25 protein-coding genes and 1 pseudogene are annotated in these 26,979 nt (G+C 66.3%); 14 read left to right on the top strand and 12 right to left on the bottom strand.

The features are described 5' to 3' along the window. The first annotated feature begins 166 nt into the window (after positions 1 to 166). Positions 167 to 1,529, top strand: a pseudogene (locus C491_RS21295) (GntP family permease). Positions 1,530 to 1,642: 113 nt separating this feature from the next. On the opposite strand, the gene C491_RS21290 reads toward C491_RS21295, so the two are convergent. After that, entirely contained in the window at positions 1,643 to 3,676 is a 2,034-nt protein-coding gene (locus C491_RS21290; RefSeq protein WP_005560102.1) for a glycoside hydrolase family 15 protein, read from the bottom strand. Between the two features lie 145 nt (positions 3,677 to 3,821). On the opposite strand from C491_RS21290, the gene C491_RS21285 reads away from it, so the two are divergent. From C491_RS21285 to C491_RS21270, 4 genes are all read left to right on the top strand, one after another. Further along, complete coding sequence (locus C491_RS21285; RefSeq protein ID WP_005560099.1) at positions 3,822 to 4,886, top strand: TrmB family transcriptional regulator; 1,065 nt, start codon at positions 3,822 to 3,824, stop codon at positions 4,884 to 4,886. Between the two features lie 128 nt (positions 4,887 to 5,014). Next, positions 5,015 to 5,668, top strand: coding sequence for a bifunctional 4-hydroxy-2-oxoglutarate aldolase/2-dehydro-3-deoxy-phosphogluconate aldolase (locus C491_RS21280; RefSeq protein WP_005560098.1), 654 nt, complete (start codon positions 5,015 to 5,017; stop codon positions 5,666 to 5,668). A 173-nt stretch (positions 5,669 to 5,841) separates the two neighbouring features. Next, entirely contained in the window at positions 5,842 to 6,912 is a 1,071-nt protein-coding gene (locus C491_RS21275) for a glucose 1-dehydrogenase (protein ID WP_005560097.1), read from the top strand. 143 nt (positions 6,913 to 7,055) lie between these two features. Beyond that, positions 7,056 to 8,294: a mandelate racemase/muconate lactonizing enzyme family protein gene (locus tag C491_RS21270; RefSeq protein ID WP_005560095.1), complete on the top strand. Its 1,239-nt coding sequence runs from the start codon at positions 7,056 to 7,058 to the stop codon at positions 8,292 to 8,294. Between the two features lie 501 nt (positions 8,295 to 8,795). On the opposite strand, the gene C491_RS21265 is transcribed toward C491_RS21270, so the two are convergent. Further along, on the bottom strand, positions 8,796 to 9,455 hold the full coding sequence (locus C491_RS21265) for a helix-turn-helix domain-containing protein (protein ID WP_005560093.1): 660 nt from the start codon (positions 9,453 to 9,455) through the stop codon (positions 8,796 to 8,798). 334 nt (positions 9,456 to 9,789) lie between these two features. Next, a complete protein-coding gene (locus C491_RS21260; RefSeq protein WP_005560091.1) occupies positions 9,790 to 11,676 on the bottom strand; it encodes a glycoside hydrolase family 15 protein in 1,887 nt (628 codons plus the stop codon). Between the two features lie 136 nt (positions 11,677 to 11,812). Here C491_RS21260 and C491_RS21255 point away from each other — a divergent pair, with 136 nt between their 5' ends. Both C491_RS21255 and C491_RS21250 read left to right on the top strand, forming a co-directional pair. Continuing rightward, positions 11,813 to 12,928, top strand: coding sequence for a S1C family serine protease (locus C491_RS21255; RefSeq protein WP_005560089.1), 1,116 nt, complete (start codon positions 11,813 to 11,815; stop codon positions 12,926 to 12,928). A gap of 71 nt (positions 12,929 to 12,999) precedes the next feature. Continuing rightward, positions 13,000 to 13,956: a TIGR03557 family F420-dependent LLM class oxidoreductase gene (locus C491_RS21250; protein WP_005560088.1), complete on the top strand. Its 957-nt coding sequence runs from the start codon at positions 13,000 to 13,002 to the stop codon at positions 13,954 to 13,956. A gap of 39 nt (positions 13,957 to 13,995) precedes the next feature. Here C491_RS21250 and C491_RS21245 read toward each other — a convergent pair whose 3' ends face one another. Then, positions 13,996 to 14,193 (bottom strand): hypothetical protein, encoded by a 198-nt coding sequence (locus C491_RS21245; protein WP_005560086.1) that lies wholly within the window; start codon positions 14,191 to 14,193, stop codon positions 13,996 to 13,998. Positions 14,194 to 14,339: 146 nt separating this feature from the next. Here C491_RS21245 and C491_RS21240 point away from each other — a divergent pair, with 146 nt between their 5' ends. The 3 genes from C491_RS21240 to C491_RS21230 all read left to right on the top strand — a co-directional run bounded on the left by C491_RS21240 (position 14,340) and on the right by C491_RS21230 (position 16,112). Beyond that, positions 14,340 to 14,525, top strand: a complete 186-nt coding sequence (locus tag C491_RS21240; RefSeq protein ID WP_005560084.1) for a protein translocase SEC61 complex subunit gamma — start codon at positions 14,340 to 14,342, stop codon at positions 14,523 to 14,525. After that, positions 14,525 to 14,962, top strand: coding sequence for a transcription elongation factor Spt5 (locus tag C491_RS21235; protein WP_005560082.1), 438 nt, complete (start codon positions 14,525 to 14,527; stop codon positions 14,960 to 14,962). Before C491_RS21240 ends, C491_RS21235 begins: the two co-directional genes overlap by 1 nt. A gap of 385 nt (positions 14,963 to 15,347) precedes the next feature. Then, complete coding sequence (locus C491_RS21230) at positions 15,348 to 16,112, top strand: PHP-associated domain-containing protein (RefSeq protein WP_005560080.1); 765 nt, start codon at positions 15,348 to 15,350, stop codon at positions 16,110 to 16,112. Here the strand turns inward: C491_RS21230 and C491_RS23475 are convergent. The 8 genes from C491_RS23475 to C491_RS21195 form a co-directional block, all read right to left on the bottom strand. Further along, complete coding sequence (locus C491_RS23475) at positions 16,106 to 16,270, bottom strand: hypothetical protein (RefSeq protein ID WP_005560078.1); 165 nt, start codon at positions 16,268 to 16,270, stop codon at positions 16,106 to 16,108. The genes C491_RS21230 and C491_RS23475 overlap by 7 nt on opposite strands. A gap of 73 nt (positions 16,271 to 16,343) precedes the next feature. Next, positions 16,344 to 16,808: a Mut7-C RNAse domain-containing protein gene (locus C491_RS21225; RefSeq protein ID WP_005560077.1), complete on the bottom strand. Its 465-nt coding sequence runs from the start codon at positions 16,806 to 16,808 to the stop codon at positions 16,344 to 16,346. After that, complete coding sequence (gene polX / locus C491_RS21220; protein ID WP_005560075.1) at positions 16,809 to 18,560, bottom strand: DNA polymerase/3'-5' exonuclease PolX; 1,752 nt, start codon at positions 18,558 to 18,560, stop codon at positions 16,809 to 16,811. Further along, positions 18,557 to 18,997, bottom strand: a complete 441-nt coding sequence (locus C491_RS21215) for a DUF5788 family protein (protein ID WP_005560073.1) — start codon at positions 18,995 to 18,997, stop codon at positions 18,557 to 18,559. The genes polX and C491_RS21215 overlap by 4 nt, the downstream gene beginning before the upstream one ends. Positions 18,998 to 19,041: 44 nt before the next feature. Beyond that, positions 19,042 to 20,442 (bottom strand): glycosyltransferase family 2 protein, encoded by a 1,401-nt coding sequence (locus tag C491_RS21210; protein WP_005560071.1) that lies wholly within the window; start codon positions 20,440 to 20,442, stop codon positions 19,042 to 19,044. Next, positions 20,433 to 21,515, bottom strand: coding sequence for a HEAT repeat domain-containing protein (locus C491_RS21205; RefSeq protein WP_005560069.1), 1,083 nt, complete (start codon positions 21,513 to 21,515; stop codon positions 20,433 to 20,435). Before C491_RS21205 ends, C491_RS21210 begins: the two co-directional genes overlap by 10 nt. Continuing rightward, complete coding sequence (locus tag C491_RS21200; protein WP_005560067.1) at positions 21,512 to 21,886, bottom strand: response regulator transcription factor; 375 nt, start codon at positions 21,884 to 21,886, stop codon at positions 21,512 to 21,514. Before C491_RS21200 ends, C491_RS21205 begins: the two co-directional genes overlap by 4 nt. After that, on the bottom strand, positions 21,883 to 22,854 hold the full coding sequence (locus C491_RS21195; protein ID WP_005560066.1) for a hypothetical protein: 972 nt from the start codon (positions 22,852 to 22,854) through the stop codon (positions 21,883 to 21,885). The genes C491_RS21200 and C491_RS21195 overlap by 4 nt, the downstream gene beginning before the upstream one ends. Positions 22,855 to 23,120: 266 nt before the next feature. Between C491_RS21195 and C491_RS21190 the strand changes: the two genes are divergently transcribed. From C491_RS21190 to C491_RS21175, 4 genes are all read left to right on the top strand, one after another. After that, positions 23,121 to 24,059 (top strand): rhomboid family intramembrane serine protease, encoded by a 939-nt coding sequence (locus C491_RS21190; RefSeq protein ID WP_049892452.1) that lies wholly within the window; start codon positions 23,121 to 23,123, stop codon positions 24,057 to 24,059. Positions 24,060 to 24,116: 57 nt separating this feature from the next. Further along, the gene (locus tag C491_RS21185) at positions 24,117 to 24,908 is read left to right on the top strand and encodes an endonuclease V (RefSeq protein ID WP_005560063.1); all 792 of its coding nucleotides are present in this window, start codon (positions 24,117 to 24,119) and stop codon (positions 24,906 to 24,908) included. A gap of 496 nt (positions 24,909 to 25,404) precedes the next feature. After that, positions 25,405 to 26,352, top strand: coding sequence for an SDR family oxidoreductase (locus C491_RS21180; protein ID WP_005560061.1), 948 nt, complete (start codon positions 25,405 to 25,407; stop codon positions 26,350 to 26,352). Between the two features lie 60 nt (positions 26,353 to 26,412). Beyond that, positions 26,413 to 26,979 (top strand): hypothetical protein, encoded by a 567-nt coding sequence (locus C491_RS21175; protein ID WP_005560059.1) that lies wholly within the window; start codon positions 26,413 to 26,415, stop codon positions 26,977 to 26,979.

Raw genomic sequence — 26,979 nt, 5'->3', positions numbered from 1 at the left:
TCGAATCCATAGCTATCATTATAGTAGTTAAATAGAACATCAGCTTCTGGAGTCTGGTACATTGTGAGATTGTGAAGATATAATCTCCACCTTCGGCCAATTATTTCTCCATCCAATATAAATAAATATAAAATGGTCTGTCCTGACTGATGACAGCGTAACACACATGGCAATCGCTAACCCGTTGATCGTTTTCGCGATCGGTCTGGTTGCAGTTATCGCGTTGCTCGTCTGGCTCAAACTCCCCGCTATTATCGGACTGATCATCGCCTCGCTGATCGTCGGCGCTGCGACGGCCGCGGTGCCGTTCCTGTCTCTTATACACATCTCTGAGCGGGNGATGTGTATAAGAGACAGCTGCAGAACGGATCGTTCGCTCCTTCCAGTCGACGACCGGTGAGGACAAGTCCTACCTCGCGCTGTGGGGCAGCAGTAGCGCCCTGTCGATCCCCGTTTTCTTCGACAACGTCTTCTTCCTGCTGGCACCGCTAGCCCGGTCGATGCGGGCCCGAACCGGACGTGACTACGCGCTGTTCATCTGTGTCATTGGCGCCGGTGCGGCGACGACCCACGTCTTCGTCCCGCCGACGCCAGGCCCCCTCGCGGTAGCGGCGGAACTCGGCGACGCGGTTGACCTCGGGGCCATGATGCTCGGCGGGATCCTGGTCGCCATCCCGACGGCAGCGGTTTCCGGGATCCTCTACGGAAAGTGGATCAACGCCCGCCTCGACGACATCCCGCTCCGGGAGACGATGGGATCGACCCCCGAAGAGGTCCACGAGCGCGCCGAACGCCCGATCAGCGAGCTTCCGGGCGTATTCGAGGCGTCGCTTCCGATCCTGCTGGCGGTGGTACTCGTCGCGTCGAACACGACCAACGACTTCCTGGTCGACCTCGCCGCGGACGGCGCCGCACCGTTCGCCGGAGCGGAAGGAGCCCTCGAGGCGGCCCAGCCGGCGACGAGCTTCCTGGGCGACCCTAACTTCGCGTTGACCGCCGCGGCCCTCGCCGCCGCGATAACGTACCTTCGGGCTCGCTCGATCGACCAGAGCGTCTGGACGGACGAACTCACCGAGTCGCTCAAGAGCGGCGCCCACATCGCCGCGATCACCTCCGCGGGTGGCGCGTTCGGCGGGCTGCTCGCGGCCTCGGGAATCGGCGAGTACATCACGGACCTGGTTGCCGTCGGTGCCGGCGGTGGCGTAACCGTGCTCATCTCGGCGTGGCTCGTCGCCGCCGCGATCCGCATCGCACAGGGGTCGGCGACCGTCGCGATGATCACGACAGCGGGGATCATGGCGCCACAGGTTCCCGACCTGGCGGTTCACCCGGTCTACCTCGCGCTCATCATCGGCGCCGGCGGGAACATCTGCTCGTGGTACAACGACAGCGGCTTCTGGCTGATCAAGGAGATCGGCGGCCTCACGCAGATGGAGACGGTCAAGATCTGGACGGCGCTGACGACGATCATCTCGGTGACGGCGTTCATAATCATCACGGTCGTTGCCTCGATCGTGCCGCTGGCCTGAGACGTCGACCGTTCATCCTTTTTACGTGCTTTCCGTCGACATCGGTTCCGGAACCCGAGAAGCGGACGCCGCGTTCTACCGCAACAGTAGCGCGGCAGGACGGTCTTGCGCGGTCACTCGCGACTCGCCGGACGTCCGTTGAGACGACCACCGTCCGATGCCTCGAGATCACGTCCCTCGAGCGCCGTCGCCGTCGCGAGCCGGATCGCGTGGGGCCACCCCAGCGGCGTCGCGCTGTCGGGCGTCCCGTCGTCGAAGAACTGCTCGGGCAGGTACTCGCCCTCGCTTCGCAGCGGCCCACCCGGAGCGACGAGCTCCAGCAGCGCTCGAGCGCGAGCGTCGAACTCCGGGGCGGCGTCGTGGCCCGACGCAGCGAGCAGTTCGTGGAGCTCCGCCGACGCGTGGGCGCCCCACGCGGTCGTCACCGTCCAAATCTTCGGCTCCACCCCATCGGCGACCCGCCACGGGTCGCCCTCGAAGCGGGCGAGTCCCTCGATCGGGCCCTCGGGATCGCGGTAGAGTCCGTCGATCGTCGTCTCGAGGTGAGAGACGAGGCGATCGAGTCGCTCGTCGTCGACGGTTCCGATCGCGGCGTACTCGCGGTGGGCGGCGGTCAGCGCGAGCGTACTCCCGTCGAGACGCTCGTCGAGGTCGCCGTCCTCGAGTCGGAGTGCGTAACAGCCCCGCTCGGACACCCATAGCGCGTCGAGCCCCTCGTAGACCGTTCGCGCGCTCTCGCGTGCATGCGCCGTGACGTCGTCGGGCAGCGGCGCCCGGGCGATCGCCGCGTACGCCTCGAGGTAGGTCGCGGCGGTGTGGGTGAACCGTCCGGTCATGTTTTCCCAGGCGTTCTGGACCCGTCCGGGGAGGCCGTCGGCCTCGAGGGTGTCGTCCAGTCCCTCAAGCGCGGCGACGACGGCCTCGCGGACGCGCTTGTCGTCGTCGATCACCCGGAGGTAGGTCGCGAGGTAGGCCGCGACGCTGGCGGTCTGGTCGGCCTGGTAGTCGACCGAGTCGGCTGCCTCGAGCCGACCGTGGGCCCAGCCGGGAGCGAGGCTCCCGTCGTCGGGCCAGACCCGGTGGGGCCAGGTGCCGTCCTCGAGCTGGGTTTCGACGTAGAAGCGGGCGCTGGCGGCGTGCCACTCGTCGAGTCCGAGCCCCGCCCGCCGATCGGCCTCGAGCAGGAAGCCGGCGATCTCGGCGTCGTCGCGAAACCAGGTGTAGCCGTACCCGCCCGAGTGCCGGTAGAACGGGTCGAACTCGGGGCCGGCGATCCGGGCCCCCGACGGCGTTCGGAGCAGGGAGAGCGCGCGGAGATCCGCAAAGCCCCCGTCGATACCGGACGTCGTCTCGGGTAGTCGGTCGCCGGCCTGCCGTCGACCCGCCTCGAGCAGCGCCTCGGGGTCGGCGTGCGCGTCGACGTCCGCACGAACGCGCTCGAGGGCGGCCTCGCGGTCGTCCGTCGAGAGCAGGGTTGCGATCGTCGCGGTCGGCTCCGATCCCGAGAGTTCGACGTCGACCACCGCGATCGGACTCAGGCGATCCTCCTCGTAGCGATCGTCGCTCCCGGGTCGCGGAAACGGAACGGGGTCGTCGTCGAGTACCTCCTCGAACCGGATCGAGGGGTGGCCGATAACCGAGAGATCGGTCGAGGCCGCGAGGAGGTCCCGCTCGTTGCGGTGGTGGACCTCGACGGCGTCGCCGTGGCGGAGCTGCCCGATCCGACCCGTCTGGTTGTCGGGGGCGAACCCGACGCAGGCCCGGATCGTCGCCTCGGTGTCGTCGGCTCCCTCGAGGGTAAACGCCGTGAGGTGGAGCCGCCCGAGCGTCAGGTCGTACTGTCGGCAGGTGTGGTCGCCGACCTCGTGGACGGTCTCGACGATCGCGGTGTCGTCGACGTACCGTTGGGCCGAGTCGTCGAACCAGGAGACGTCGCCGTCGATCTCGAGACCGAAGCGGGAGCGTTCGATCCCCGCGAGTCCGGACAGCGGATACGAGTAGTCTCTGAGCGAGCCGTTCGGGGCGACGTGGACGAGCCGATCGTCGAGCCCGGAGAACAGCCCGTCGGTCGAGCGACGCTCGCCGGAAAACCGGCGGGGATCGCCGCGGGAGCGCTTGACGTCGTCGAGAGCGTCGTACAGTTCCATCGTATCCGTCGTTCGAACCGCGCTGAGAAAAATTTGTTGAAAAATGTATTCTTACTTTGTGGAACCACACGAGAGTAGTCGTTCACCGGTCGGTTCGATCGGGAATCTTTTACAGCGACCGATCGATCGTTGGAGTGAGAAACACATGGACGACGACGATCTCGCCGGATTGCTCGAGCGGTTCGGCCTCTCGAGGAAGGAGATTGACACCTACCTCGCGATCCTCGAGCACGGGGAGTCAAAGGCGAGCACGATCGCTGACGCCGCCGATGTCTCCAAGCGGTACGTCTACAGCATCAGCGAGGAACTCGAGGACCGAGGGTTCGTCGAGGTCGACGACCACTCGGTACCGACGCTGATCAGGCCGGTTGCGCCCGAGACGGTCGTCGATCGGCTCACTCGCAGCGTCGAGGAGATCGAACCCGAGATCAGAACCCGCTACACCGAGACCGAGCGACCGGGCGAGCAGTTCGAGGTGATCAAGTCCCGACAGACGGTACGGAAGCGGATCCGGAGCCTGCTCGCCGACGCCGAGACCGAGGTGACGCTGTCGCTGCCCGCCGAGGTGCTCCCGCAGATCCGGTCGACGCTCGAGGAAACCGTCGACCGCGGAGTGCTCGTCCTGTTGTTGCTCGGCGGCGCCGAGAGCGAGCGCCAGGATATCGCCTCGCTGGCCGGCACCGCGAGTACGGTTCGAACGTGGGACGCGCTGGTGCCGACGATGCTGACGGTCGACCGACGACACGGGCTGCTCGCGCCCAGCGAGTTGCTGACCGACTCGACGAGCGAAACCCGGGCGATCTCGCTCACCCAGGAACAGCTCGCGCCCGTTCTGGCGGGCTCGTTCCTGGCGAACTACTGGCCGACCGCCGAGGAGCGGTACGTCACCGCCCCTCGCGAACTTCCACGGACCTACGAGGGATTTCGGAACGCGGTCTTCCAGATCGCCCTCCACCGGGCGGCCGACACGCGACTCGAGGCGACGGTTACGGGACGACCAATCGGCGACCGTGACCTGCCCGCGACGCTGACCGGAGAGATCGTCGACGTTCGCCAGAGCCTCGTTCGGCCCGCAACCTCGACGCTGCCGATCGAGAACGCGTTCCGACTTGAGGTCGACGACGAACGGTACACGATCGGGGGTTCGGGCGCCTTCCTCGAGGAGTTCGAGGCCGACTCGGTGACGATCCGCCGACTCGAGGCGGAGTAGGCGGCTCGGCAACTTTCTTGACCGGGGGCCGCGAACCCGGTCGTAATGAACGCTCTTTCGCGACCGAGTGAACGTTCGACGAACGCACGGCTGACGATCACCCGAGCGAGTACCGACGGAGGTCGTCGATGAGTTCGCCGGAAGCCGTCAAGGAGCGAATCGTCGAAAGCGGCGCGCTTGCCGTCCTCCGCGGGGTCGACGAGGATGACGTCGTTCCGGTCGCCCGCGCGATGTCGGAGGCCGGCGTCGGCGCGCTCGAGGTGACCGCGGACGGGACGCGAACGTACGAGAAGCTCGCGGCGATCGACCGCGAACTCGAGGGAACGGACACCGTCGTCGGCGCGGGCACCGTTCTGGACGCCGCCAGCGCCCAGTCGGTGATCGACGCGGGCGCCGAGTTCGTCGTCTCGCCCCACGTCGACCCCGAGGTCGTGACGGTCTGTAACCGCCACGGCGTGCTCTCGGCGCCCGGCGTCATGACGCCGACCGAGGCCGTCACCGCGATCGACGCGGGTGCGGACGTACTGAAGATGTTCCCCGCCTCGACAGTCGGTCCCGGACATATCGGCGCCCTGCAGGGCCCACTGGGCGACGTCGACGTGGTCCCGACCGGCGGGATCGGGACCGACAACGTCGCCGACTACCTCGAGGCCGGCGCGGTCGCCGTCGGCGCCGGGAGCGCGATCGTCGACTACGACGCGATCGCCGACGGCGACATGGAGGGGGTTCGAGAGACGGCCGCCGCGTTCGTCGAGGCCGTCGAGGAGGCGCGCGGCGAGTAGCGATCTCAGCGGGCGGTTTTGCTGCGAGCTCGAGACGCGAGTAGCGACGGTGCTCGAGTCTGTGGACCCCGGCGACCGGGTCCGCGAATCGGTACCGACGGTCCCCCGACCGTCGTTCAAATATTTACTACAGATAGCGTAATCTTTTATTCGCTCGACTCCTATCTCGAGCCATGAAGGCGATCGCAGTCGAACCGGGTGCCGGCGAACCGACGGTCGTCGAGCGCCCGCTCCCCGAACCGAGCGACGGCGAGGCACTCGTCCGGACGCTCCGCGTCGGCGTCGACGGCACCGACCACGAGGTCATCGCGGGCCACCACGGCGAGGTGCCGCCCGGCGAGGACCGCCTCGTACTGGGTCACGAGGCCGTCGGCGTCGTCGAGGATCCGAACGGCACCGATCTCGAGGAGGGCGACTACGTCGTCCCGACCGTCCGAAGACCGCCCAACGGCACCAACGAGTACTTCGAGCGCGGCGAACCCGACATGGCTCGCGAGGGTGAGTACCTCGAGCGGGGTATCGTCGGCGCCCACGGCTTCATGGCGGAGTACTTCACGAGTCCCGCCGAGACGCTCGTCCCGATTCCCGAACGGCTCGCCCACCTCGGATTCCTGGTCGAACCGATCAGCGTCTCCGAGAAGGCGATCGAACACGCCGTCGCCTCCCGCTCGGCGTTCGAGTGGGAGCCCGAGACTGCGCTCGTCCTGGGCAACGGCTCGCTCGGCCTGCTGACGCTGGCAATGTGCGAGGAGACGCTCGGCTTCGATCGCACGTACTGTCTCGGCCGACGGGACCGCCCCGATCCGACGATCGACATCGTCGAGAAGCTCGGGGCGACCTACGTCGACTCGCGGGAGACGCCGGTTCCCGAGATCCCCGACGCCTACGAGTCGGTCGACTTCGTCTACGAGGCGACCGGCTACGCGAAACACGCCTTCGAGACGATCGAGGCGCTCGCGCCAAACGGCGTCGGCGCCCTACTGGGGGTCCCCGAGTCCTGGTCGTTCGAGGTCGATGGCGGTCGCCTCCACCGGGAGTTCGTCCTGCAGAACAAGGCGCTCGTAGGCTCGGTCAACTCCAATCGGGGCCACTTCGAGGCCGCCACCGACACGCTCGAGGGGCTGCCAGAGTGGCTGTTCGACGACCTCGTCACGGGCGTCTACGGACTCGACGAGTACGAGCGGGCGTTCGAGACCGGCGACGACGTCGTGAAGACGGCCGTCGAGTTCTCGTCCCTCGAGTAAGCCGTCGGGGCGACTCGGACCGTGCGAACGCCGCGTGCGCTTCAGCGGCTATCGGCACGTAGTGCCGACAGTCGTACCCGCATGCCTGAGAGTGTGTCCCGGAATAGAAACAATTACCCGATCACGAGTGAGTACTGCCCTCCATGGGAGTCGACTACTCGAAGCTACACGATCCGAACGCGGAGTACACGATGCGGGAGCTCTCCGCGGAGACGATGGGCGTCACCGGCGAGCGCGGCAACGGCCGCGACGTCGAGATCACGGACGTCCAGACGACGATGATCGACGGCAACTTCCCGTGGACGCTCGTGCGCGTCTACACCGACGCCGGCATCGTCGGCACCGGCGAAGCCTACTGGGGCGCCGGCGCACCAGAACTCATCGAGCGGATGCGGCCGTTCCTGCAGGGCGAGAACCCGCTCGACATCGACCGACTCACCGAACACCTCGTCCAAAAGATGTCCGGCGAGGGCTCGCTCGGCGGTGTCACCGTCACCGCGATCTCGGGTATCGAGGTCGCCCTGCACGATCTGGCGGGCAAGATCCTCGAGGTCCCGGCCTACCAGCTGCTCGGCGGCAAGTACCGCGACGAGGTGCGGGTGTACTGCGACTGTCACACCGAGGAGGAGGCCGACCCCGCCGCCTGCGCCGACGAGGCCGAACGCGTCGTCGAGGAGCTGGGCTACGACGCCCTGAAGTTCGACCTCGACGTCCCCTCGGGCCACGAGAAGGACCGCGCCAACCGTCACCTGCGCGGCGTCGAGGTCGAGCACAAGGCCAGCATCGTCGAGGCGATCACCGAGCGCGTCGGCCACCGCGCCGACGTCGCCTTCGACTGCCACTGGACGTTCTCGGGCGGCAGCGGCAAGCGCCTGGCCCAGCGTCTCGAGGAGTACGACGTCTGGTGGCTCGAGGACCCCGTCCCGCCGGAGAACCACGACGTCCAGCGGGAGGTCACCCAGAGCACGTCGACTCCGATCACCGTGGGCGAGAACGTCTACCGCAAGCACGGCCAGCGCAGCCTCATCGAGAACCAGGCCGTCGACATCATCGCGCCCGACATGCCCAAAGTGGGCGGTATGCGCGAGACCCGGAAGATCGCCGACCTCGCGGACATGTACTACATCCCGGTCGCGATGCACAACGTCTCCTCGCCGGTCGCGACGATGGCCAGCGCCCACGTCGGCGCCGCCATCTCGAACTCGCTGGCCGTCGAGTACCACTCCTACGAGCTCGACTGGTGGGAGGACATTGTCCAAGAGGACGTCATCGAGGATGGCTACATCGAGATCCCCGAGGAGCCCGGACTCGGCGTCACCCTCGACATGGACGTCGTCGAGGAGCAGATGGTCGAAGGTGAGGAACTCTTCGACGAGGAGTAGGTTCATCGAGCCAGCGAATCTCTGATTTATGCTATTCGGTGAGGAACAATAGCAGATCGGAGTGCAGTTTGTTTATTCAGATAGTTGTGTGAGACTCGCGTTACGTACAGGTGGAGTAGGTAACGGAGTAGCAATCTATCTCACCAATAGCTGTCAAGAACAGCGTGCTGAATACAGAGAATGAGTTTACTACAATAATTTTCGTCGATCTTGAGTAATCCGGGCTATCTCAATAGGCAGTTAGCTCAGTCTTCAGGGAAATCGATACCGTTCGTGTCTTCGATAACCTGAAATTCTGTCGAGCCACAGCCTGAACATCCATTTTTTACCCCAATCGGTTGAATCGCCCCGTCTGGCCATTCCTCAGCTGCATAGGCATTTCCGCAGTCGACACATTCGGCCATTATCCGCTCGCTCATCCCATCGGGCATTTTCTACATCCCTCTTAGTCAGATACTAGTCTAAGTATTCCTTTTGAGTATACAATACCCTTTAACCTGGTTATCGATCCGATTCCTTCGTTTTGGGAAGGGTACTCCCGAGGATATGTTTTATCCCCCGGCGGAGCCGAGACGCAATGGCCTGCTGAGAGATCCCGAGTTCGTCGCCGAGTTCTTCCATCGTCACCTCACGCGGAGACTCGAAGTACCCACGCTCGTAGGCGAGCACCAGTGCTTCTTGCTGTGTGTCAGTGAGTGCTCCCTCGGTTTCGGTCTCGACCGGTGTCAGTGCGCGCAGTTCCGTCAACGTGACCGGAATCCCCAATTCTCGACACCGAGAGTAAAAGGCTGCAACGTCGCTTCGAGTGTCCCCGCGAATGTCGAACGTCCACTGCTGGTTCGTGCCGGTCGCCTTGATGAGCGGAACGTCTACCTCGGTCAGCACACTCAGCACGTCATCGTATTCAACTGACCACTCGACACGCAGTAGATACTCGTCCTTGACGGAATCGACGAGTTGGATTTGTTTGACTCCAGGGTGGCCGGAAAACGCTCCTTCAACGTCCTCAACTTCCGTTCCTCGAACCCAGAAGTAGGGAATCACCACGTCACGCGCAGGAATCAATCGTTCGAGTTCGATTGCTACCCCCGGTAGTTGTGTGAACACGGTGCCGAGGGGAAACTGATCGGATGAAACGGTAAAGGTAGCCTCAGTAGCCATTACTCGAACGACGGCGCGCTAGCTGTAAAAGCCACTCATAGGGCAATGTACGGGGCGGACGACTCCGCTAATTGCCCTTGATAGCTCTCGGCTTACTGATTCCGCACCTTGTATTGAGCGATCACTACCCTCGCAAATTGGACTGAACCTCGTTCTACACTCGCGCTGTGTATTCAGCACGGCTCTTTCAACATTTCTATTAGTTGATGGAAGTGATCGCGTTAGGTTCGCACTCGCCATGTACCGAATCGGCCGATCCGGATTCACAGCCAAGATCGGGCAAAGCAGTCTCTCGAGCGAATCCCGTAACGATCTCTGCAGTGCCCGATTCGAGCTACGAACCGGACCGGAACAGCGTCTCGATCCCGTCGGGGTGGAAGTCCTCCGGCGAGACCTCGTCGTCCGCCTCGAGCGCCCGCGTCAGGTACGAGGCGCTGTTGAGCAGCCCGAGGTGGCTGAACGCCTGCGGGAAGTTCCCCAGCAGCTGGCCGCTGTCGGGATCGAGCTTCTCGGAGTAGAGCCCAAGGGGGCTGGCGTAGTCGAGAAGCGACTCGAAGAACTCCTCGGCGAGTTCGAGGCGGTTCGAGAGGACCAGGGCGTCGATCAGCCAGAACGAACAGAGCACGAACGCTTCCTCCTCGTCCTCGCGGACCTCGCTGTTGACGAACCGGACAACCAGTCCGTCGTCGGTCGTCAGCTCCTCGAGGACGGTGTCGATCGTGTTCTGGATCCGTTCGTCCTCGGGCGGGAGAAACTCGTAGATCGGCAGCAGCAGGGCGGTGGCGTCGATCGCCTCGTCGGTCTCGAAGTGCTGGACGAAGCTGCCGGCCTCCTCGCTGTAGCCGCGTTGTTCGATCGCCTCGCGGAGCGCCTCACGCTCCTCGCGCCAGCGCTCGAGGGGTGCCTCGAACCCGTTCTGTTCGGCGATCGAGATGCCGCGGTCGAGCGCGACCCAGCACAGCAGCTTCGAGTGCAGGAAGTGGCGGTGTTCCTCGCGGAACTCCCAGATGCCGGGATCGCGCTCGGACCAGTGGACACAGACGTAGTCGATCAGATCGCAGATCGAGCCCCACTGCTCGTCGGTCAGCGAGATATCGTCGTCGTACTGGATCGTCTCGTAGACCGCCTGGACGATCGTCCCGTAGGCGTCGAGCTGGCGCTGGGGAGCCGCGCCGTTGCCGATTCTGACGGGGCGGGTGTCCCGATACCCCGAGAGGTGCTCGAGAATCTCCTCCTCGACGTCGGTCTCGCCGTGGAGTCCGTACAGCGGTTGGATCTCCGCGGGGTCGTTTTGCATCACGTCGACGAACCAGTCGAAGTACTCGCGGGCCTCCTGGCGGTGGCCAGTGTCGTGGAGGGCCTGGACGGTGAACTTCGCGTCGCGGATCCAGTTGTATCGGTAGTCCCAGGTGCGATCGGAGCCGATCTTCTCGGGGATCGACGTCGTTGCCGCGGCGGGGATCGCCCCCGTCTCGTGGTGGATCAGGAGCTTGAGGACGAGCTCCGAGCGGATCACCATCTCGTACCAGCGTTCGGGCATCGAGTCGGGGGTCTCCTCCCGGGCGCTGAGCCACGACCGCCAGTAGCGCTTCGTCTCGTCGAGGACCGTCTCCGGATCGTTCGACGCGAACGGTTCGGCACCGCCGTACTGGACCCCGATCCAGCAGGTCTCGCCCTCCTCGAGCGAGACCGTCCCGGTCGCGGTTGGCTCCGAGTCGGCCAGCTCGAGTTCGGACTCGAGCCGATCGTCCGCGACCAGGTGAAGCCGCTCGTCGTCGCTTTGTGCCGCCACACCGTCGTCGGTCCGCTCGAGAGTCGGATCGACGCGCGCGTAGTCGAACCGCGGCTCGAACTCGACGGCGAACTCGATCTCGCCGCGGTCGCACTCGAGTCGGCGATAGATCGCCTGCTGGAAGTCCTCGTCCGTCGTGTCGTCGTCCTCGATCGGCATGAAGTCGGTGACGGTCGCCTGCCCGTCGGCCGTCTCGAACACCGTCTCGAGGACGTTCGTTCGGTCGGCGTACCCCTGGTGGGACTCGTAGCTTGCCTCCGGGTGGACGGCGAAGTGGCCGCCCCGCTCCAGGTCGAGGATCCGAGCGAAGACGCTCGCGTCTTCGAGGTGCGGGAAACAACACCAGTCGATCGAGCCGCGACGGCTGACGAGCGCACAGCGGTCGTCGTTGCCGATGACGCCGTAGTCGCGAAGTGGGAGATGGTCCATGATGAGTCAGCGGGCCTCGTAATCCGTTCTGCAAGCGGATATGGAAGAAGATACGAGCGATGGCCAGCAAAAGGGTGCGCCAGCAAGCGCCGGGTGTTCGTCGTCGCGGGAAGGTGTGGACCCGGGTGAGTGTTTTATGGCCCTGCTCGAGGTGGCACACTCCGTGAGTTCAGCAATCACGCGTAGGCGGCTGCTCGGCGCCGCCATCGGCTCCGTCGCCGTCGTCGGCACCGGGAGTGGCGCGGACGACGGCCACGGCCGTCGGCGCTCCGAACGCCTCGGCCGCGCGGTGCGGGCGCAGGTCGACGAACGGTACACCGAGGTCTACGATGAGGCGATCGACGCCGTCGTGCTCGTCAACGTTTTCGGCGACGAGATCCCCGCGGGGCTGGGCTCGGGGTTCGTCGTCGACGACGATTACGTCGTGACGAACGATCACGTCGCGGGTGAGGCGAGCGAGGTCGAACTCCAGTTTCGCGACGAGCAGTGGCGCTCGGCCTCGGTCGTCGGCTCGGACGTCCACAGCGATCTGGCCGTCCTCGAGGTCGACGACGTCCCCGAGGTCGCGTCGGCGCTGTCGTTTTCCGACGGGGAGCCGACCGTCGGCCAAGAGGTGCTCGCCCTGGGCAACCCGCTGGGACTCGACGCCTCGATCTCCCAGGGGCTGGTGAGCGGGATCGACCGCTCGCTGCCGAGTCCGACCGGGTTCTCGATCCCCGCGGCGATCCAGACCGACGCCCCGGTCAACCCCGGCAACAGCGGCGGGCCGCTGGTCGACCTCGAGGGCGACGCCCTCGGCGTCGTCTTCGCCGGCGCGGGCCAGACGATCGGCTTCGCGATCTCGGCGGCGCTCGCGAATCGCGTCGTCCCCGCCCTCGCCGAGGACGGGGAGTACGAACACGCCTATCTGGGCGTCAGCGTCGTTCCCGTCGGTCCGCTGCTGGCCGAGGCGAACGACCTCGAGGAACCCCGTGGCGTCCTCGTCGCCGACGTCTCCTCGGACGCACCCGCGGAGGGCGTCCTCGAGCCGACCGACGGGGTCGAATCGATCGACAGCGATCCCGTCCCGGTCGGCGGCGACGTGATCATCGCGATCGACGGGCAGGAGATTCCGAACCAGGAGCAACTGTCGTCGACGCTCGCACTCGAGACGTCTCCCGGCGACACCGTCGAGATCGAGGTCGTCCGCACGGGCGAGCGGGAGACGGTCGAATTGACGCTCGAGCCCCGGCCGGACGTCGACCTCCCCTGATCGTCGCGGGACGGGTCGGACAGGCGCACACAGGTGTACCGATTAGGGACGAGACCGTCCTCGAGTGGGGTATGACGGAAATCGGTCACAAGCTCATCTGCGAGGAGCACGGTCCGAACGACCTCGCCGACTACGCCCAACTCGCCGACCGATCGGCGTTCGACTTCGCGATGATCTCCGATCACTTCCACCCCTGGACCTCGAGTCAGGGCGAGAGCCCGCTGGTCTGGAACGTGATCGGCGCCATCTCACAGGCGACCGACGACCTCACCCTGGGAACGAGCATCACCTGTCCGATCCTGCGATACCACCCCGCGATCATCGCCCAAGCGGCCGCGACCGCAGGTGTCCAGCTTCCCGGTCGATTCTTCCTCGGGGTCGGCACCGGCGAGAACCTGAGCGAACACGTCCTGGGCGATCGGTGGCCCGAACACCAGGTTCGCCTCGAGATGCTCGAGGAAGCGGTCGACCTCATCCGAACCCTGTGGGAGGGTGAGACGACGAGCTACCGGGGCGAGTACTACACCGTCGAGAACGCCAAAATATACACGCTGCCCGAGGAGCTTCCGCCGATTCCGATCGCCGCGGACGGCCCGAAGACGGCGCGCAAAGCGGGGGAGATCGGCGACGGCCTCGTCGCGGTCGCGCCCGACCCGGAGCTGATCGAGGCGTTCGAAGCGGGCGGCGGCGAGAACAAGCCCCGGTACGCAGAGATCGACGTCTGCTACGCCGAGGACGAGCAGGGAGCGATCGAGACTGCCCACGAAATCTGGCCGCAAGCCGCGCTTCCGGGGGAACTGCTCTGGGAGCTGCGGACGCCCGCGCACTTCGAACAGGCGACCGAAGCGGTCACGGAGGAGGACGTCGCGGAGGTCGTCGTCTGCGGCTCGGATCCCGAGGATCACATCGAGGGAATTCGGGAGTACGTCGACGCCGGGTTCGACCACGTCGCGGTCCACAACGTCGGCTCGAACCAGGCGGAGTTCGTCGAGTTCTACGAGGAGGAAGTGCTGCCGGCAGTGCAGTAGCCGACGGACGGCTCGAGCGTTCGAACGGGTGCTCGAGCGTCAGGAGTCGGTTTCGCCTTCCGCTTCCTCGAGATCGTCGGGCTGCTCGTCGGATCGGGGCGCGTTCTGGGTGCCGAGGTCGTCGTCGCCGTCGTCGACCTCGTCGGGGTCGCGGTCGACGCGCTCGAGTTCCTCCTCGACCTCTGCCTCTCGTTCCGCCTCGTACTCGTCGGCGCGGTCGGTGTCGTCTTCGGCCATAACGACTGTGGCTTTGAGAGCGAACAGTATGGTCCTCGGGCCGTCGACTGCAACGTTGGCCGCGGCGCGATCTCTCGTTTCGTTTCAAGAACAGGGGGGCTGACACGAAAGACAGATAAAAGAGCCCGCACTGTGAACGGATAGACATGGACGTTCCGTACGACCTCACCTCGTACGTTCGGGTGTTGAAGATGGCGACGACACCCACTACCGAGGAGTTCTTCCAAGTATCGAAGATCGCCGGGGCCGGAATCCTGCTCGTCGGATTCCTCGGCTTCATCATCGGCGGAATCATGCTGTTGCTGACCGGCGACGCCGGTGGTGGCTTCTAATGGGTATCTACGCGGTCAAGACGACGGCCAGCCAGGAGCGCACCGTCGCCGACATGATCATCAACCGCGAGGAGCCCGAAATCCACGCCGCGCTCGCGCCGGACTCGCTGACCTCCTACGTGATGGTCGAGGCCGACGACGACGCCGTCATCACGCGGGTACTCGAGGACATTCCCCACGCGCGTAGCATGGTCCCCGGGAGATCCGACATCTCGGAAGTCGAACACTTCCTCTCGCCGAAGCCGGACGTCGAGGGGATCGCCGAGGGCGACATCGTCGAGCTCATCGCCGGCCCGTTCAAGGGCGAGAAGGCCCAGGTCCAGCGCATCGACGAGGGCAAGGATCAGGTGACGGTCGAACTGTACGAGGCGACGGTCCCGATTCCCGTGACGGTTCGCGGAGACCAGATCCGGGTGCTGGACTCCGACGAGCGGTAGCGAGTCGGTTCGCTCGGCGCGATCCGCAGGAGAGCGCCGAGGACGTTTTGTACTAAATTTTGCGAGGAGGGGTACCGACGCGAAGCGAGGCACCCGACGACGTAAAATTTAGGCGCGTGACGGTGCGGGGCGACCAGATTCGCGTGCTCGACAGTGACGAGCGCTAACGCGCTCGCCAAGCAGTCAACGCGGCGGAGCCGCGCTGAATACAGCGACGAACGGTAGTTCGTCGGTTCGAACGGCTCGAAGCGATGCGAACGCTTCTGCTGTAGTTCGTAGTAAACAGCCTCGAGCGCGCTCCGTCTCGAGGACTCATCACCGCGCCGTCAGGCGGCGATCGAATCAGAATTCATAACTCGACCCCCGCGAAAATCCCAGCATACTCGTGAGCGATGGAGAGGAAGTTCGGGTCGACTGTCACGTGAAGGTGCTCAACGACGACGTCGTCGAGCGCGCGACGCGTGCCGGCCTCGACGCAATCGTCTACGCACCGCACTTTACCCGCCTGCCGGAGATCCGCGAGCGCGCGGCAGCCTACTCGAGCGACGACCTGCTCGTCGTCCCGGCCAGAGAGGTCTTTACGGGCTCCTGGCGGGACCGCAAACACGTCCTCGCGATCGGTCTCGAGGAACCCGTCCCCGACTTTATCCCCCTCGAGGTGGCCATGGCCGAATTCGACCGCCAGGGCGCCGCAGTACTGGCTCCCCATCCCGAGTTCGCGACCGTGAGCCTCGGCGAGCCCGAACTGCGAACGTACGCGGAGACGATCGACGCGGTCGAGATCTTCAACCCCAAACACCTCCCGTCGCACAACCGTCGCGCTCGAGAGCTGTGTGACATGCTCTCCTATCCGCCGTTTGCCTCCTCGTACGCCCACCTGCCGAGTTCGGTCGGCGTCGCCTACACCGCATTCGAGACGTCGATCGACAGCGAGGCCGATCTGGTCGATGCCCTCGAGAACCGCGTCGCCCGGCGAGTCATCCACGACAACGGCCCCAGACGGATCCGAACGACAGCGGGCGAGCTCGCCCACCTCTGTTACGAGAACACCTGGAAGAAGGCCGACCGACTCTTCCTCTCGGGGATCGAGCCGACCCATCCCGGCCACATCGCCTACGACGGTCGGTTCGACGACGTCGCGCTCTACTGATCCGGTTCTTCTTCGAGGGCCTCCGCGATGCGCTCGAGCTGGAGCCCCACGTAGCAAAGCGCCTGCGTCTGCATGATCGCCGGATCGGTCGTCCACTCGTCGGTGATGTAGGCGGCCTGCTTTCCGGCTCGGTCGAGCTGTGTGGTATCGTCTGGCATCGGTGTCGGGTTTGTCGCCGATCCGGGAAGGTTTTCGGATCGAGGCATTCGGTGAGAAACCACTTTCAGAGGTCTACTCCCGGCGCGCGTCGGCCCGAACTCGCTCGAGGGTCCGTTCGACGCGCTCCCAGTGGCTCCCCCGCCAGAAGCACTGCCCGCAGTCGGCACAGACCCAGACCGCCGTCTCGGCAGGATCGGGCGCGTACTCGGGCGTCGACCGCGACGCACCGACCGACTCGAGCGGGCCGTTACAGCGCCCGCAGAATCGCGGCTCGGCCTCGAGCGAGAGGTCGAGTCCCGCTGCCGAGAGCTCCGCGAGCTGGGCCTCGACGTCGCGCGACTCGAGCAGGATCGTCTCCTCGGCGCGATCCGCGAGCTGGACGTCCCGCGTGACGAGCGTGCGGTCCTCGTCCGCCGCGACCGCGAGCAGCGCGTCGTCGGCCTCGATTCCCCGATCGACGGCGTAGACGGTGTCGTGGCCGCACATCCGCAGGTAGGCGGGCAGGCCGCCGCACATGATATCGAGGAGGATCCGCATTCAGTGCAGGAACTCGCGTAGCTCCTCGAGCTCCCAGGTGTTGATCACGTCCGCGGGCTCGGCCCACCCTCGTCGGGCGGTGTGGACGCCCCAGCGCATGTACTCGAGGGTCGCGGGCTGGTGGGCGTCGGTGTTGACCGAGATCGGTGCGCCCGCCTCGACTGCCGCCTGGACGGCGCTGCCCCAGAGATCGAGCCGTCGCGGGTTGGAGTTGACCTCGAGTGCCGTCCCGTGTTCGGCCGCGGCTTCGCCGAGCGCGGTCGCGTCGAACTCGAGCCCCGAGCGCTCGTTGAGCAGCCGTCCGCTGGGGTGGCCGAGCACGTCGACGGCGGGGTTCTCGATCGCCGTAACGAGCCGATCGGTTGCCGTCTCAGCGTCCTGGCCGAGCCCGCTGTGGGGCGAGGCGACGATCACGTCGAGGGCTTCGATGACTTCCTCGCCGAGCCCGATTTCGCCGTCGGCGTCGACGTTCGCTTCGATTCCTGCAAGGACCTCGATATCGGCCGCGGCCGCGACCTCGCGGATCGCCTCGACCTGCTCTACAATCTCGGTATCGGTCAGGCCCATGTCGGCGACGACGCCCGGGCCCTCGGCGTGGTCGGCGATCCCGAGGAAGTCGTAGCCGCGATCCGCGGCGGCCTCGACCATCGCGTCGATCGGGGTGTTGCCGTCGGACCACTCGGTGTGGCAGTGTAGATCGCCCCGAATGTCGTCGCGGGTGAGCAGGTCCGGCAGGTCGCCGTTGGCCGCGGCGTCGATCTCGCCCCGATCCTCGCGCAGCTCGGGCGGGATCCACTCGAGGCCGAGCGCCTCGTACATTCCTTCCTCCGTCTCGCCGGCAACGCGCTCGCCAACGCGCTGCCCCGACTCGGGTTCGTCGATAGCGGAGACGTCGAAGGCGCCGTACTCGTTTAATTTCACGTCGCGGTCGATCGCGTAGTTTCGCAGCGTGATGTTGTGGTCCTTGCTCCCCGTGAAGTACTGCAGCGCGGAGCCGAACTCCGCAGGGACTACGGTTCGGAGGTCGACGCGGATCTCGCCGACGCGGACGCTGGCCTTCGCGGGGCCGGACTCGATCTCGCTGTCGACGGAGTCCCAGCCGACGAACGCCTCGATAACGTCCTCGGCGTCCTCGGTCCCGACGAGGACGTCGACGTCGCCGATCGTCTCACGCCAGCGGCGGATCGAGCCGGCGACCTCGCAGCGTTCGACCGTCCCGACGGACTCGAGAAACCCGAGCACGTCGTCGGCCAGCGGTCGGGCCTCCCCGAGCAGCTGGCGCTGGCCGATCGTGCGGGCGAACTCGAGGTTTTCCCTGATGTTCTCCTCCGTTTTGGGACCGAACCCCTTGACCTCCTGGACCTCGCCGGCCTCGACGGCCTCCTCGAGGTCATCGAGGGTCTGGATCCCCAGCTCGCGGTAGAGCTTGCCCGCCGTCTTGGGGCCGACGCCCTCGATGCGGGTGAGGTCGGCGATGTCGATCGGCAGTTCGGCGCGAAGCTCCTCGAGCTCCTCGATCTCGCCGGTCTCGACGTACTCGACGATCTTCGAGGCGATGGCGTCGCCGACGTGATCGATCGTCTCGATCGACTCCAGATCGTCCGCGGCGACGTAGTCGGCGATCGGCGTCGGGTGGGCGCGGACGCTCTCGGCGGCCCGCCTGTAGGCACGGGGTTTGTACTCGATGTCGTCGGCCTCGAGCAGGTCGGCGAACTCCTCGAAGCGACCCGCGAGTTCGGCGTTGGTCGTCATCGGCCACGCCCCTGGCTGTTGGCGTCCTCGTGACCAAGCGCCTTCTTCAGGAACGACATCCAGCGCTTCTTGTCGGCGGCCTGCTGGGCCTTCTGTTCCTGCTCGAGGTTCGTCGGACCGAGGTTCTCGAGGGCGTTCAGCGCCCGGTCGATCCCGATGACACCCCGGGCAAGCTCTTCGCCCTCCTCGCGGGAGACCGCACCCTCCTCGATAGCCTCGAGGCGTTCGAGGCGCTCCCGTCGCAGGTTCCGTTTGGCCTGCTCGACGCGGTCGCGCTCGCCGGGGGGCACCGTCTCGCGGCGCTTGATCTCGAAGACGAACGTTCGGAGGTCGATCTCCTCGCCCTGGACGGTGATCGTCTCCGGGATATCCGCGCCGACGGTAGCGCCCTCGCGCTCGACGCGCTCGAGCAGCTGCTTGCGCTCGTACTCTTGCACGCCTCGTCGTTGGGGGCTGAACGGCAAAAATGTACGTTCCACGGTCAGGAGTCGAAGCCGACCCGGACCATCTCGCCCCAGCCGTGTTCACCCCGGAGGTACCGCACGAGCGCGAGCCAGGAGACGAACGCCTTCCACTGACGGTAGGGAACGTGCTCGAGCAGCCCGTAGCCGAGCAGCGTCGCGACCGTTCGGGGCTCGCGGTACCGGCGGAAGCCGACGATCTCGTTGAGGACGGCCAGCCACGACAGCAGGGTGCCGATCCCGACCGCGACGCCGAGAAAGAGAATGAAAAACGGGACGTTCAGCAGGCCAAGCACGAACAGAAGCGGCACGAGGACGTACCCGATCCCCTCTACGAGCGGGCCGACCGCCTCGACGAACAGGAAAAACGGCAGCGCGAAGAGTCCGACGACGCCGTACCGCCTCCTGCCGATCATGTCGCGGTGGAGCCACAGCGTCTCGAGCATCCCCTGGAACCAGCGGCTCCGCTGGCGGGCAAGCACCGTCCTGGATTCGGGTACCTCGGTCCAGACGACCGGTCGGGGGACGAACTCGACGCGGTAGTCCGTCCCGGCGAAGTGGCGGTGGAGCCTGACGATGAGCTCCATATCCTCGGTAATCGTCGACGTCGAGTAGCCGCCGACCTCCCGAACGGCGTCCGTCCGAAAGAGTCCGAACGCTCCGGAGATGATGAGCAGTCCGCCGACCCCGCTCAGCCCGATCCGACCGGAGAGAAACGCCCGGAGGTACTCGACGCTCTGGAGGTTCGCGAGCGCGTTCCTCGAGAGACCGACGCGGGTGACGACGCCCCGGCTGATCGAACAGCCGTTGGCGACCCGGACGGTGCCGCCGGTCGCGACCGTTCGATCCGGTGCCCGGAGGAACGGCTGTGCGACCTCGAGGAGGGCGCCCCGCTCGATGAGGCTGTCGGCGTCGATCGCACAGAACAGCGGCTGATCGGTGAAGAACACGCCCGCGTTGAGCGCGTCGGCTTTGCCGCCGTTTTCCTTGTCGATGACGACGAGATCCCGTCGCGAGGACTGGTACACCTCCCGGACCTCCTCACAGGGGAGGTCGACGGGGACCGGTTTGCCGACCGGTTCGAGCTCGAAGGTTTCGACGAGTCGCTCGAGCGTGTCGTCTCGCGAGCCGTCGTTGACGATCACGAGCTCGTAGTTGCCGTACTCGAGGTTCAGTAGCGACTGAACGGTGTCGACGATCGTCACTGACTCGTTGTACGCGGGGACGACGACGGCGATCCCCGGCAGAAACGGCGAGTTGTGGGGATGATAGACCGGATCGAGAAGCCAGTCGCGAAGGGTTCGTTCGAACGAGAGCAGGGAGACGAGATGGATGAGCAGGTACCCGCCGTTGACGAGCGCGAAGTACGCCAGAAAGAACCAGCTCGCGATCCAGGCGACCGAGTCAACGGCTACGACCATCCCGTCGCAACCCTCCGTGGAGTGCGGTGCTCCGCGCGGACCCAGTCGACGGTCCGTTCAACCGGGTCCGACGACGGGTCTGGGAGCGCCCGGTCGCTCCGGGACAGTCGCCGCGCAGCGGCCAGCCGACTCCTGTCGTCCGGATCGTTACGGACGCCGTACTCGAGCCAACGGGTCGACGTCTCATCGTTCCACTGTCCGAGCAGCTCGTAGGCCGCGGTGCGAACGTTCGGATCGGGGTCCGCAACCGCCCGCTCGACCGGCACGCGCCTCCGAAGGGACTGCGACCAGCTCTGGCGGCTCAGCGCGACCAGGGCGCCGGCGCGGATCCGGGGCGAGTCGTGCTCGAGCAGGGTGTGGATCCACTCGACGTGGGCTTCCGTCTCGGCTCCCGGGGCGCGACAGTGAGCCAGGACGGTCAGCGCCTGCACCAGCAGCTCCTCGTTCCACCACGTCCCCTCCGTCGTCGCGAGCGACAACAGCGCCGTCGCGTCGTCGTCGTTGAGACGGTAGAGGGTGTCGAGGGCAAACACCGACAGCCGATCGTCGCCGTCCCAGCAGAGCAACGCCGTGCCGTCACGAGCCGCGTGGGGGGTGTCACTCGCGTACACGACGCGAGCCGCTCCGGCTCGCGTTTCGGCACGGCCCGTACAGTACTCGCGGAGTCGCCGTCGCGAAACCGGCCGCTCGAGCAACGCGAGCCAGACGAGCCCGCGAAGCCTGTTCAGGACGAGCCGGCTCGAGAGCGACGACCGCGCCCGCTCGTCGATCCCGACCGCCTCCGCAAACCGCGTCAGTTCCTCGCGCTCGCGGCCGCGGAGCCGCCGGAGGTACGTCGCGACCGTTCGGCGGGCGACGTGTCGCTCGATCCGAGAGAGCCCGTCGTACCACGTCTCCCACTCGGGGTCCGGTCCGTGCAGCCGGGAGAGAATCGCCGGACGGACGACGTGGCGAGCGGCCTCGCGACGGCGTTCGAATCGGGCGAGCAGGATCGACAGTGCGAGCGTGCCCGTCCCGACTACCGCAGTCGCCGCGACGATGACGACGAACGCGATCCATAGCCGCTCGGTCATCGAAGCGCCCTGCGGAGTCGGGCCACGATCTCAGACAGGCTGAACGGCTTGGTGACGTAGTCGTCCGCGCCGAGTTCGAACCCGCGAACTACGTCGTCCTCGAGCCCCCGCCCCGAGACGACGATCACCGCCGGTTCGGGCTCGAGGTCGCGCTCGTCGAGCCGGCGCAACACGTCGAACCCGTCGTACTCCGGCAGCATGAGATCGAGCAGGATCGCATCCGGAGTCGGCTCCGCCAGGCGGACGTGCTCGAGACACGCCGCGCCGTCGTCGACGGCGGTAACCTCGAAGCCGGCCGTTTCGAGGCGGTAGACCAGCAGCTCGTTGACGTGCTCGTCGTCCTCAGCGACCAGGATCCGATCGTCGCTCATTCGCGATCACCCGCCGGAAGCGCGCGAGCCAGTTCAGCGGCGAGATCGACGCTCGTCGGTGGCTTCCTGGCGAACGTTCGGTTGCCGACCGTCGGAACCCACTCCTCGCTCGAGCTCGATGGGGGCGTTCCGACGACGACGACCGGACGCTGCGCGCCCTCGCTCGGCGCGCGAACCGTCGCGAGTACGGTCGGATCCACGCGGTCGACCGCCGTCGCCTCGAGGAACAGACAGTCGACGCGATCGAGCGCCAGCGACTCGAGATCGTCGGCCGCCGACGGGGTTACCACCTCGCACCCCAGCTTCGCGAGGCGTTCCGGGAGGTCGGCCTCGTCGCCGACGTACCCCACTCGCGGATCGATCGCCACGTCGACCGCCGTCAGCGCGGCCTCGAGTGCCTTGTCGGTCGCGGTCGGAGCGAGGACCCCGGAGATCCCGAGAAACGCCGCCGGCGAGGCGTCCGTCTCGAGGGTCGAGAGCAACGACAGCGAGTCGCTGGCCTCCGCCAGCGACGCGAGTGAGTCGAGGACACCGGCGGTCGGCACCCCGCAGTCGATCGCGAGCGAGGTCGGCGCCCGTTCGGCCTCGAGGAGGGTTGTCGGCTCCACGAGACGGACGGCGTAGCCGGCTCGCTCGAGCTGTGCCGCGACCTGTTCGCCGAGCGTACCGGCGAGACCGAGCGTGATCTCCTCGAGGGCGTCCGGATCGGTCGCGTGTGGCTGCGGATCGGCGTCCGACTCGCCGTCGACCGGGACCACCGTCTCGGGATCCTCCGTTTCGAAGGCGTGTGCCGCAAGCGTCGTCACGTCGCCCGTGCTCGCGACGATCTCCTCGAGGGCGTCGCGCTGTTCCGGCTCGAGGGGCCCGAACGCCTCGTCGAGCAACAGCTCGGCGTTCGCCTGAATTCCGGTGAGCTGTCGGCGAAACTCGTAGGCGAGCGCCGCCTGCTCGTCCTCGCTCGTGTTCATTTGTATGTGATACCAGTTAGACAACCAGTATAAACACTGTCATGGCCGACGGTAGCGAGCGAGAGGTTCCGTCCTGCGGGCGACGCGTTCGAGCGGTCGAGGCACGGCGCCCTCGAGCCGGCACGCTGTAACGAGTACTTCGTCGCTCCAGGGGACCGAAGATGCGCGTCTCCGGAGGCGATCCGTCGGTCAGATTGGGAAATTCACCCGCAAGCGTCGGAGCTGAACCCCAAATCCCTTGACAGTGCCACCCCTACTTCGGTCCAATGGCCACGTGCGACGTGTGTGGGAGGGAGGAAAGCATGCCCTACAACTGCCGGCACTGTGGGGGCACCTACTGCTCGGAACACCGACTGCCGGAGAACCACGACTGTACCAGTCTCAACAACTGGAACGATCCCCAGGGGGTCTTCGACAGCGGGTTCGACGACAGCGTCAACAACGGCGGAACGGCGAAGAGCTCGAGTCTGACCGACAAGCTCCCGATCGACACCGGTCCCGGCGGTCCGCTGGGGTACTTCCGCGGGAACATGACCTACACGGTGCTGGCGCTGATGTGGGTCACGTTCGCGCTTCAGGCAATCGTCGAGCTCACGCTCGGCTCGGGCATCCATCGATCGCTGTTCGTTCTCGCCCCCGAGAGTCCGGAGTACGTCTGGACGTGGTTCACCTCCATCTTCGCCCACGGAGGGTTCCTCCACATCGTCTTCAACAGCATCGTGATCTTCTTCTTCGGCCCGCTGGTCGAGCGCTACGTCGGCTCGCGGGATTTCCTGGGACTGTTCCTGATAAGCGGCGCCGTCGCCGGACTCAGCCAGATCGGAATCCAGATCCTGCAGGGCGTGCCGCCGGGTTTCGGCGGCGTGGTCGGCGCCAGTGGTGCCGCACTGGCAATCATGGGCGTGCTCACGATCCTGAACCCTAACCTCACCGTCTACCTCTACTTCATCCTGCCAGTCCCGCTCTGGATCCTCGCGGCGGGGACGGCAGTGATCAGCGTCTTCTTCATCGGCACCGGCGGCGGCGGAAACATCGCCCACGCAGCCCACCTCGTCGGGCTCGTGATCGGACTCGCCTACGGCGAGTACATCAAACGCACACAGAACGTGCGAGCGCCCGATCAGTTCCAGCTCGGCGGTGGCGGCCCGGGCGGCCCTGGCGGTCCCGGTGGCCCCGGTGGACCGGGCGGTCGCCGTCGCTTCTGAGCGCGCAGCCGAAAGCCCACCCACTGATTTTCCCGCGCCGTCAATCCCGCCGTACCGATGCACGTTTCCCGCCCCGACCTCGTTCCCGACGCCTCGCTCGATCGTTCGGAGATGGAAGCCCTCCAGCGCGAGATCGCCGACGCCGCCGTCTTCGAGGACGACCTCGAGTTCGATCCCGCCGTCCTCGGCGATCCGCTGGCGGCCTCGTCGAGCGAGGGCGAGCCCCCGATCGTCGCGGGCGTCGATCAGTCGTTTCTCACGAACGAGGCAGGCGACCAGGACCGGGCGCTGTCGGCCGTCGTCGCCGTGCAGGGCGGCGAGGTGATCGAACGGGTCCACGCGGTGACCTCCCTCGAGATTCCCTACATCCCCGGCCTGCTCTCGTTTCGGGAAGGCGCGCCGATTCGGGACGCGCTCGAGGAGCTCTCCGTCGAGCCCGACCTCCTGTTGTTCGACGGCAGCGGCCGCATCCACTTCCGGCAGGCCGGCATTGCAACCCACATGGGCGTCGTGCTGGACGCGCCGAGTGTCGGGGTCGCCAAGAGCCTGCTCTGTGGCAGCCCGCGCGAGGACCTCGAGGATCTGCCCGAGGGGACGCGGGTCGGGATCGAGGCCAACTCGAGGGTCGACGTCGAGGACGGCACCTTGCTCGGGTACGCCGTCCAGACCCGCCAGTACGACTCGCCGGATCGGTACATCAACCCGCTGTACGTCAGCCCGGGCCACCGCGTCGGTCCCGAGACGGCGGCCGACGTTGCGCTCGCGCTGTCGTCGTCGTACAAGCTTCCGGATCCCGTTCGGCTGGCCGATAGCTACGCCGACGAGGCGAAACACGGGCTCGAGGAGTAGGCAACGGAAACGAGTGTCGCGACGTGGCCGCGTTCGTCAGTATCTCGGCGAGTGCGGGCCGACATCCGTGTCTGGAGGAGATAGGTTCGACGGGAACAGTTCGGGCGCGACCGTTCCTCGGCCGGAGCGAGGGGCTGACTCGAGCGAATCGAAGGAGTTCGATGCCGGTTCGCTTCGGAACCCGTCTCTACGAACGAGAACAGCGTCGTTCCGACCCGAACACGGGGAGTTACCACACCCTCCCCAGCCGACTCGCTCCTCCCGGTCGCTCGTCCCTTACGCGACGTCGAACCGCCCCTCGCTGCGCTCGTCGCGGTTCAGCGCGTGCCACATCATTCGGTTCCTCGAGCGCGAGTCCGAACCCGAACGACGGCGCTGCACGCCTCGTCGCGAGTCCTCGAGCCAGCAGCATCAGTATTCACTCCGCTCGAGTGGACTTTCAGACCGGCACGATAAACCGTCGATACTTAGGTATCCACTCTCGAAACGGTCACGCATGGCCATCGCTGAGGAAGCCGACGACGGGGCGGGCGACGACGCGACCGCCGCAGACGACACTCGCCGGGAACCGACGGACGGAACCGAGACGGCCGGCGCGACCGAGGACCGCTACACGCGCAAAAAGTGCGTGCTGATCACCGGCTGCTCGTCGGGGATCGGTCACGCGACCGCGCGAGCGTTCCTCGAGAAGGACTGGCAGGTGATCGCGACGGCCCGAAACGTCGACGACATCACGGACCTCGAGGAGCTGGGCTGTACGACCCTCGAGCTGGACGTCACCGACCCCGACCAGGTCGCCGACGTCGTCGAGCGCACCGTCGAGATCGGCGGGGCGATCGACTGTCTGGTAAACAACGCGGGCTACGCCCAGATGGGACCGATCGAGGACGTCTCGACGGTCGACCTCCACCGCCAGTTCGACGTCAACGTCTACGGTCCCCACCGCCTCGCCCGCGCCGCGCTGCCGCACATGCGCGCCCAGGGCGAGGGCCGGATCATCAACGTCTCGAGCGTCGCGGGCCGGGTTTCGTTCCCCGGCTACGGCGCCTACTCGGGGTCGAAACACGCCCTCGAGTCGATGAGCGACGCGCTCCGGGGCGAGGTCGAGGAGTTCGGCATCGACGTCGTGCTGATCGAGCCCGGTCCGGTCGAGACCGAATTCTCGGATCGGATGGACGAGGAGCTCCCCGAGTCCCGGCGCACGCCGGCCTACGAGTCGCTGTACGAGATCTACGACGAGGCCCAGCTGATCGGCGGCGGGCAGGGCGGCCCCTTCGCCTCCACGCCCGCGGAGGTCGCGACGGCGATCGTCGAGTCGGCGATCCGCTCGGAGCCACCGGCTCGCTACCCCGTCGGCCCGATCGGCCAGTTCGGCGTCTACGCCCGGTTCCTTCCCGATCGGCTCCAGGACGCCCTCTACGGCGTCGTCCGGAAGCTCGTCTAGTGCAGCGGGACGGTCGTTGCAGAATACTTATATTTCGGCACGGAGACGGATCGCACAACGATGTCGGACGCTCCCGCCGGAGTCATCGAGCTCGCCGACAGGATCTCCGCGCTGCTGTACGGGATCGCCGGCTGGCTGACCGTCGGGTTCGGGCTGTTGCTGACCGGCGCTGCGCTCACGTTCGGTTACAGCGTCGCGGCCGGCACCGCCCGGGTCGACGCCGTGGCCGGTGCCGCCTTTCTCGCACTGTTTCTGTGCCTGGCGGGGCTCGTAACCGTCGCGCTGGGACTGTTCGTCAACCCCCGCTTTCGACGCCGGCTGGATCGGCGCCACGGGCGCTCCACGTTCGGCTGGGTCCGGTCCGTCGATCAGCGGGTCGTCCGACCCGAGGAGAACTGCCTCGAGCGCTGTGTCGACTGCGGCGATCGGGTCGAGAAGGGGCTCGTCCGGCGTTACCGTGAGGAGTACGCGCTCGCGGGGCTACCCGTTTACACGCGGTCGGAGGGGTACAACCACTACTGTCTCGAGTGTGCGACCACCGAGCTCCGTGGCAAGGACGTCGCCGACTCGGCGTCGGACGCCGTGACCGATCGGTCGGATCGCAGCCTCGAGCGCGTGGAGCGGTAG

The organism is Natronococcus amylolyticus DSM 10524, assembly GCF_000337675.1.
Lineage (GTDB): Archaea > Halobacteriota > Halobacteria > Halobacteriales > Natrialbaceae > Natronococcus > Natronococcus amylolyticus.
The sequence above is the reverse complement of the archived record's forward strand: the minus strand, read 5'-3'. Positions and strand labels throughout refer to the sequence as shown.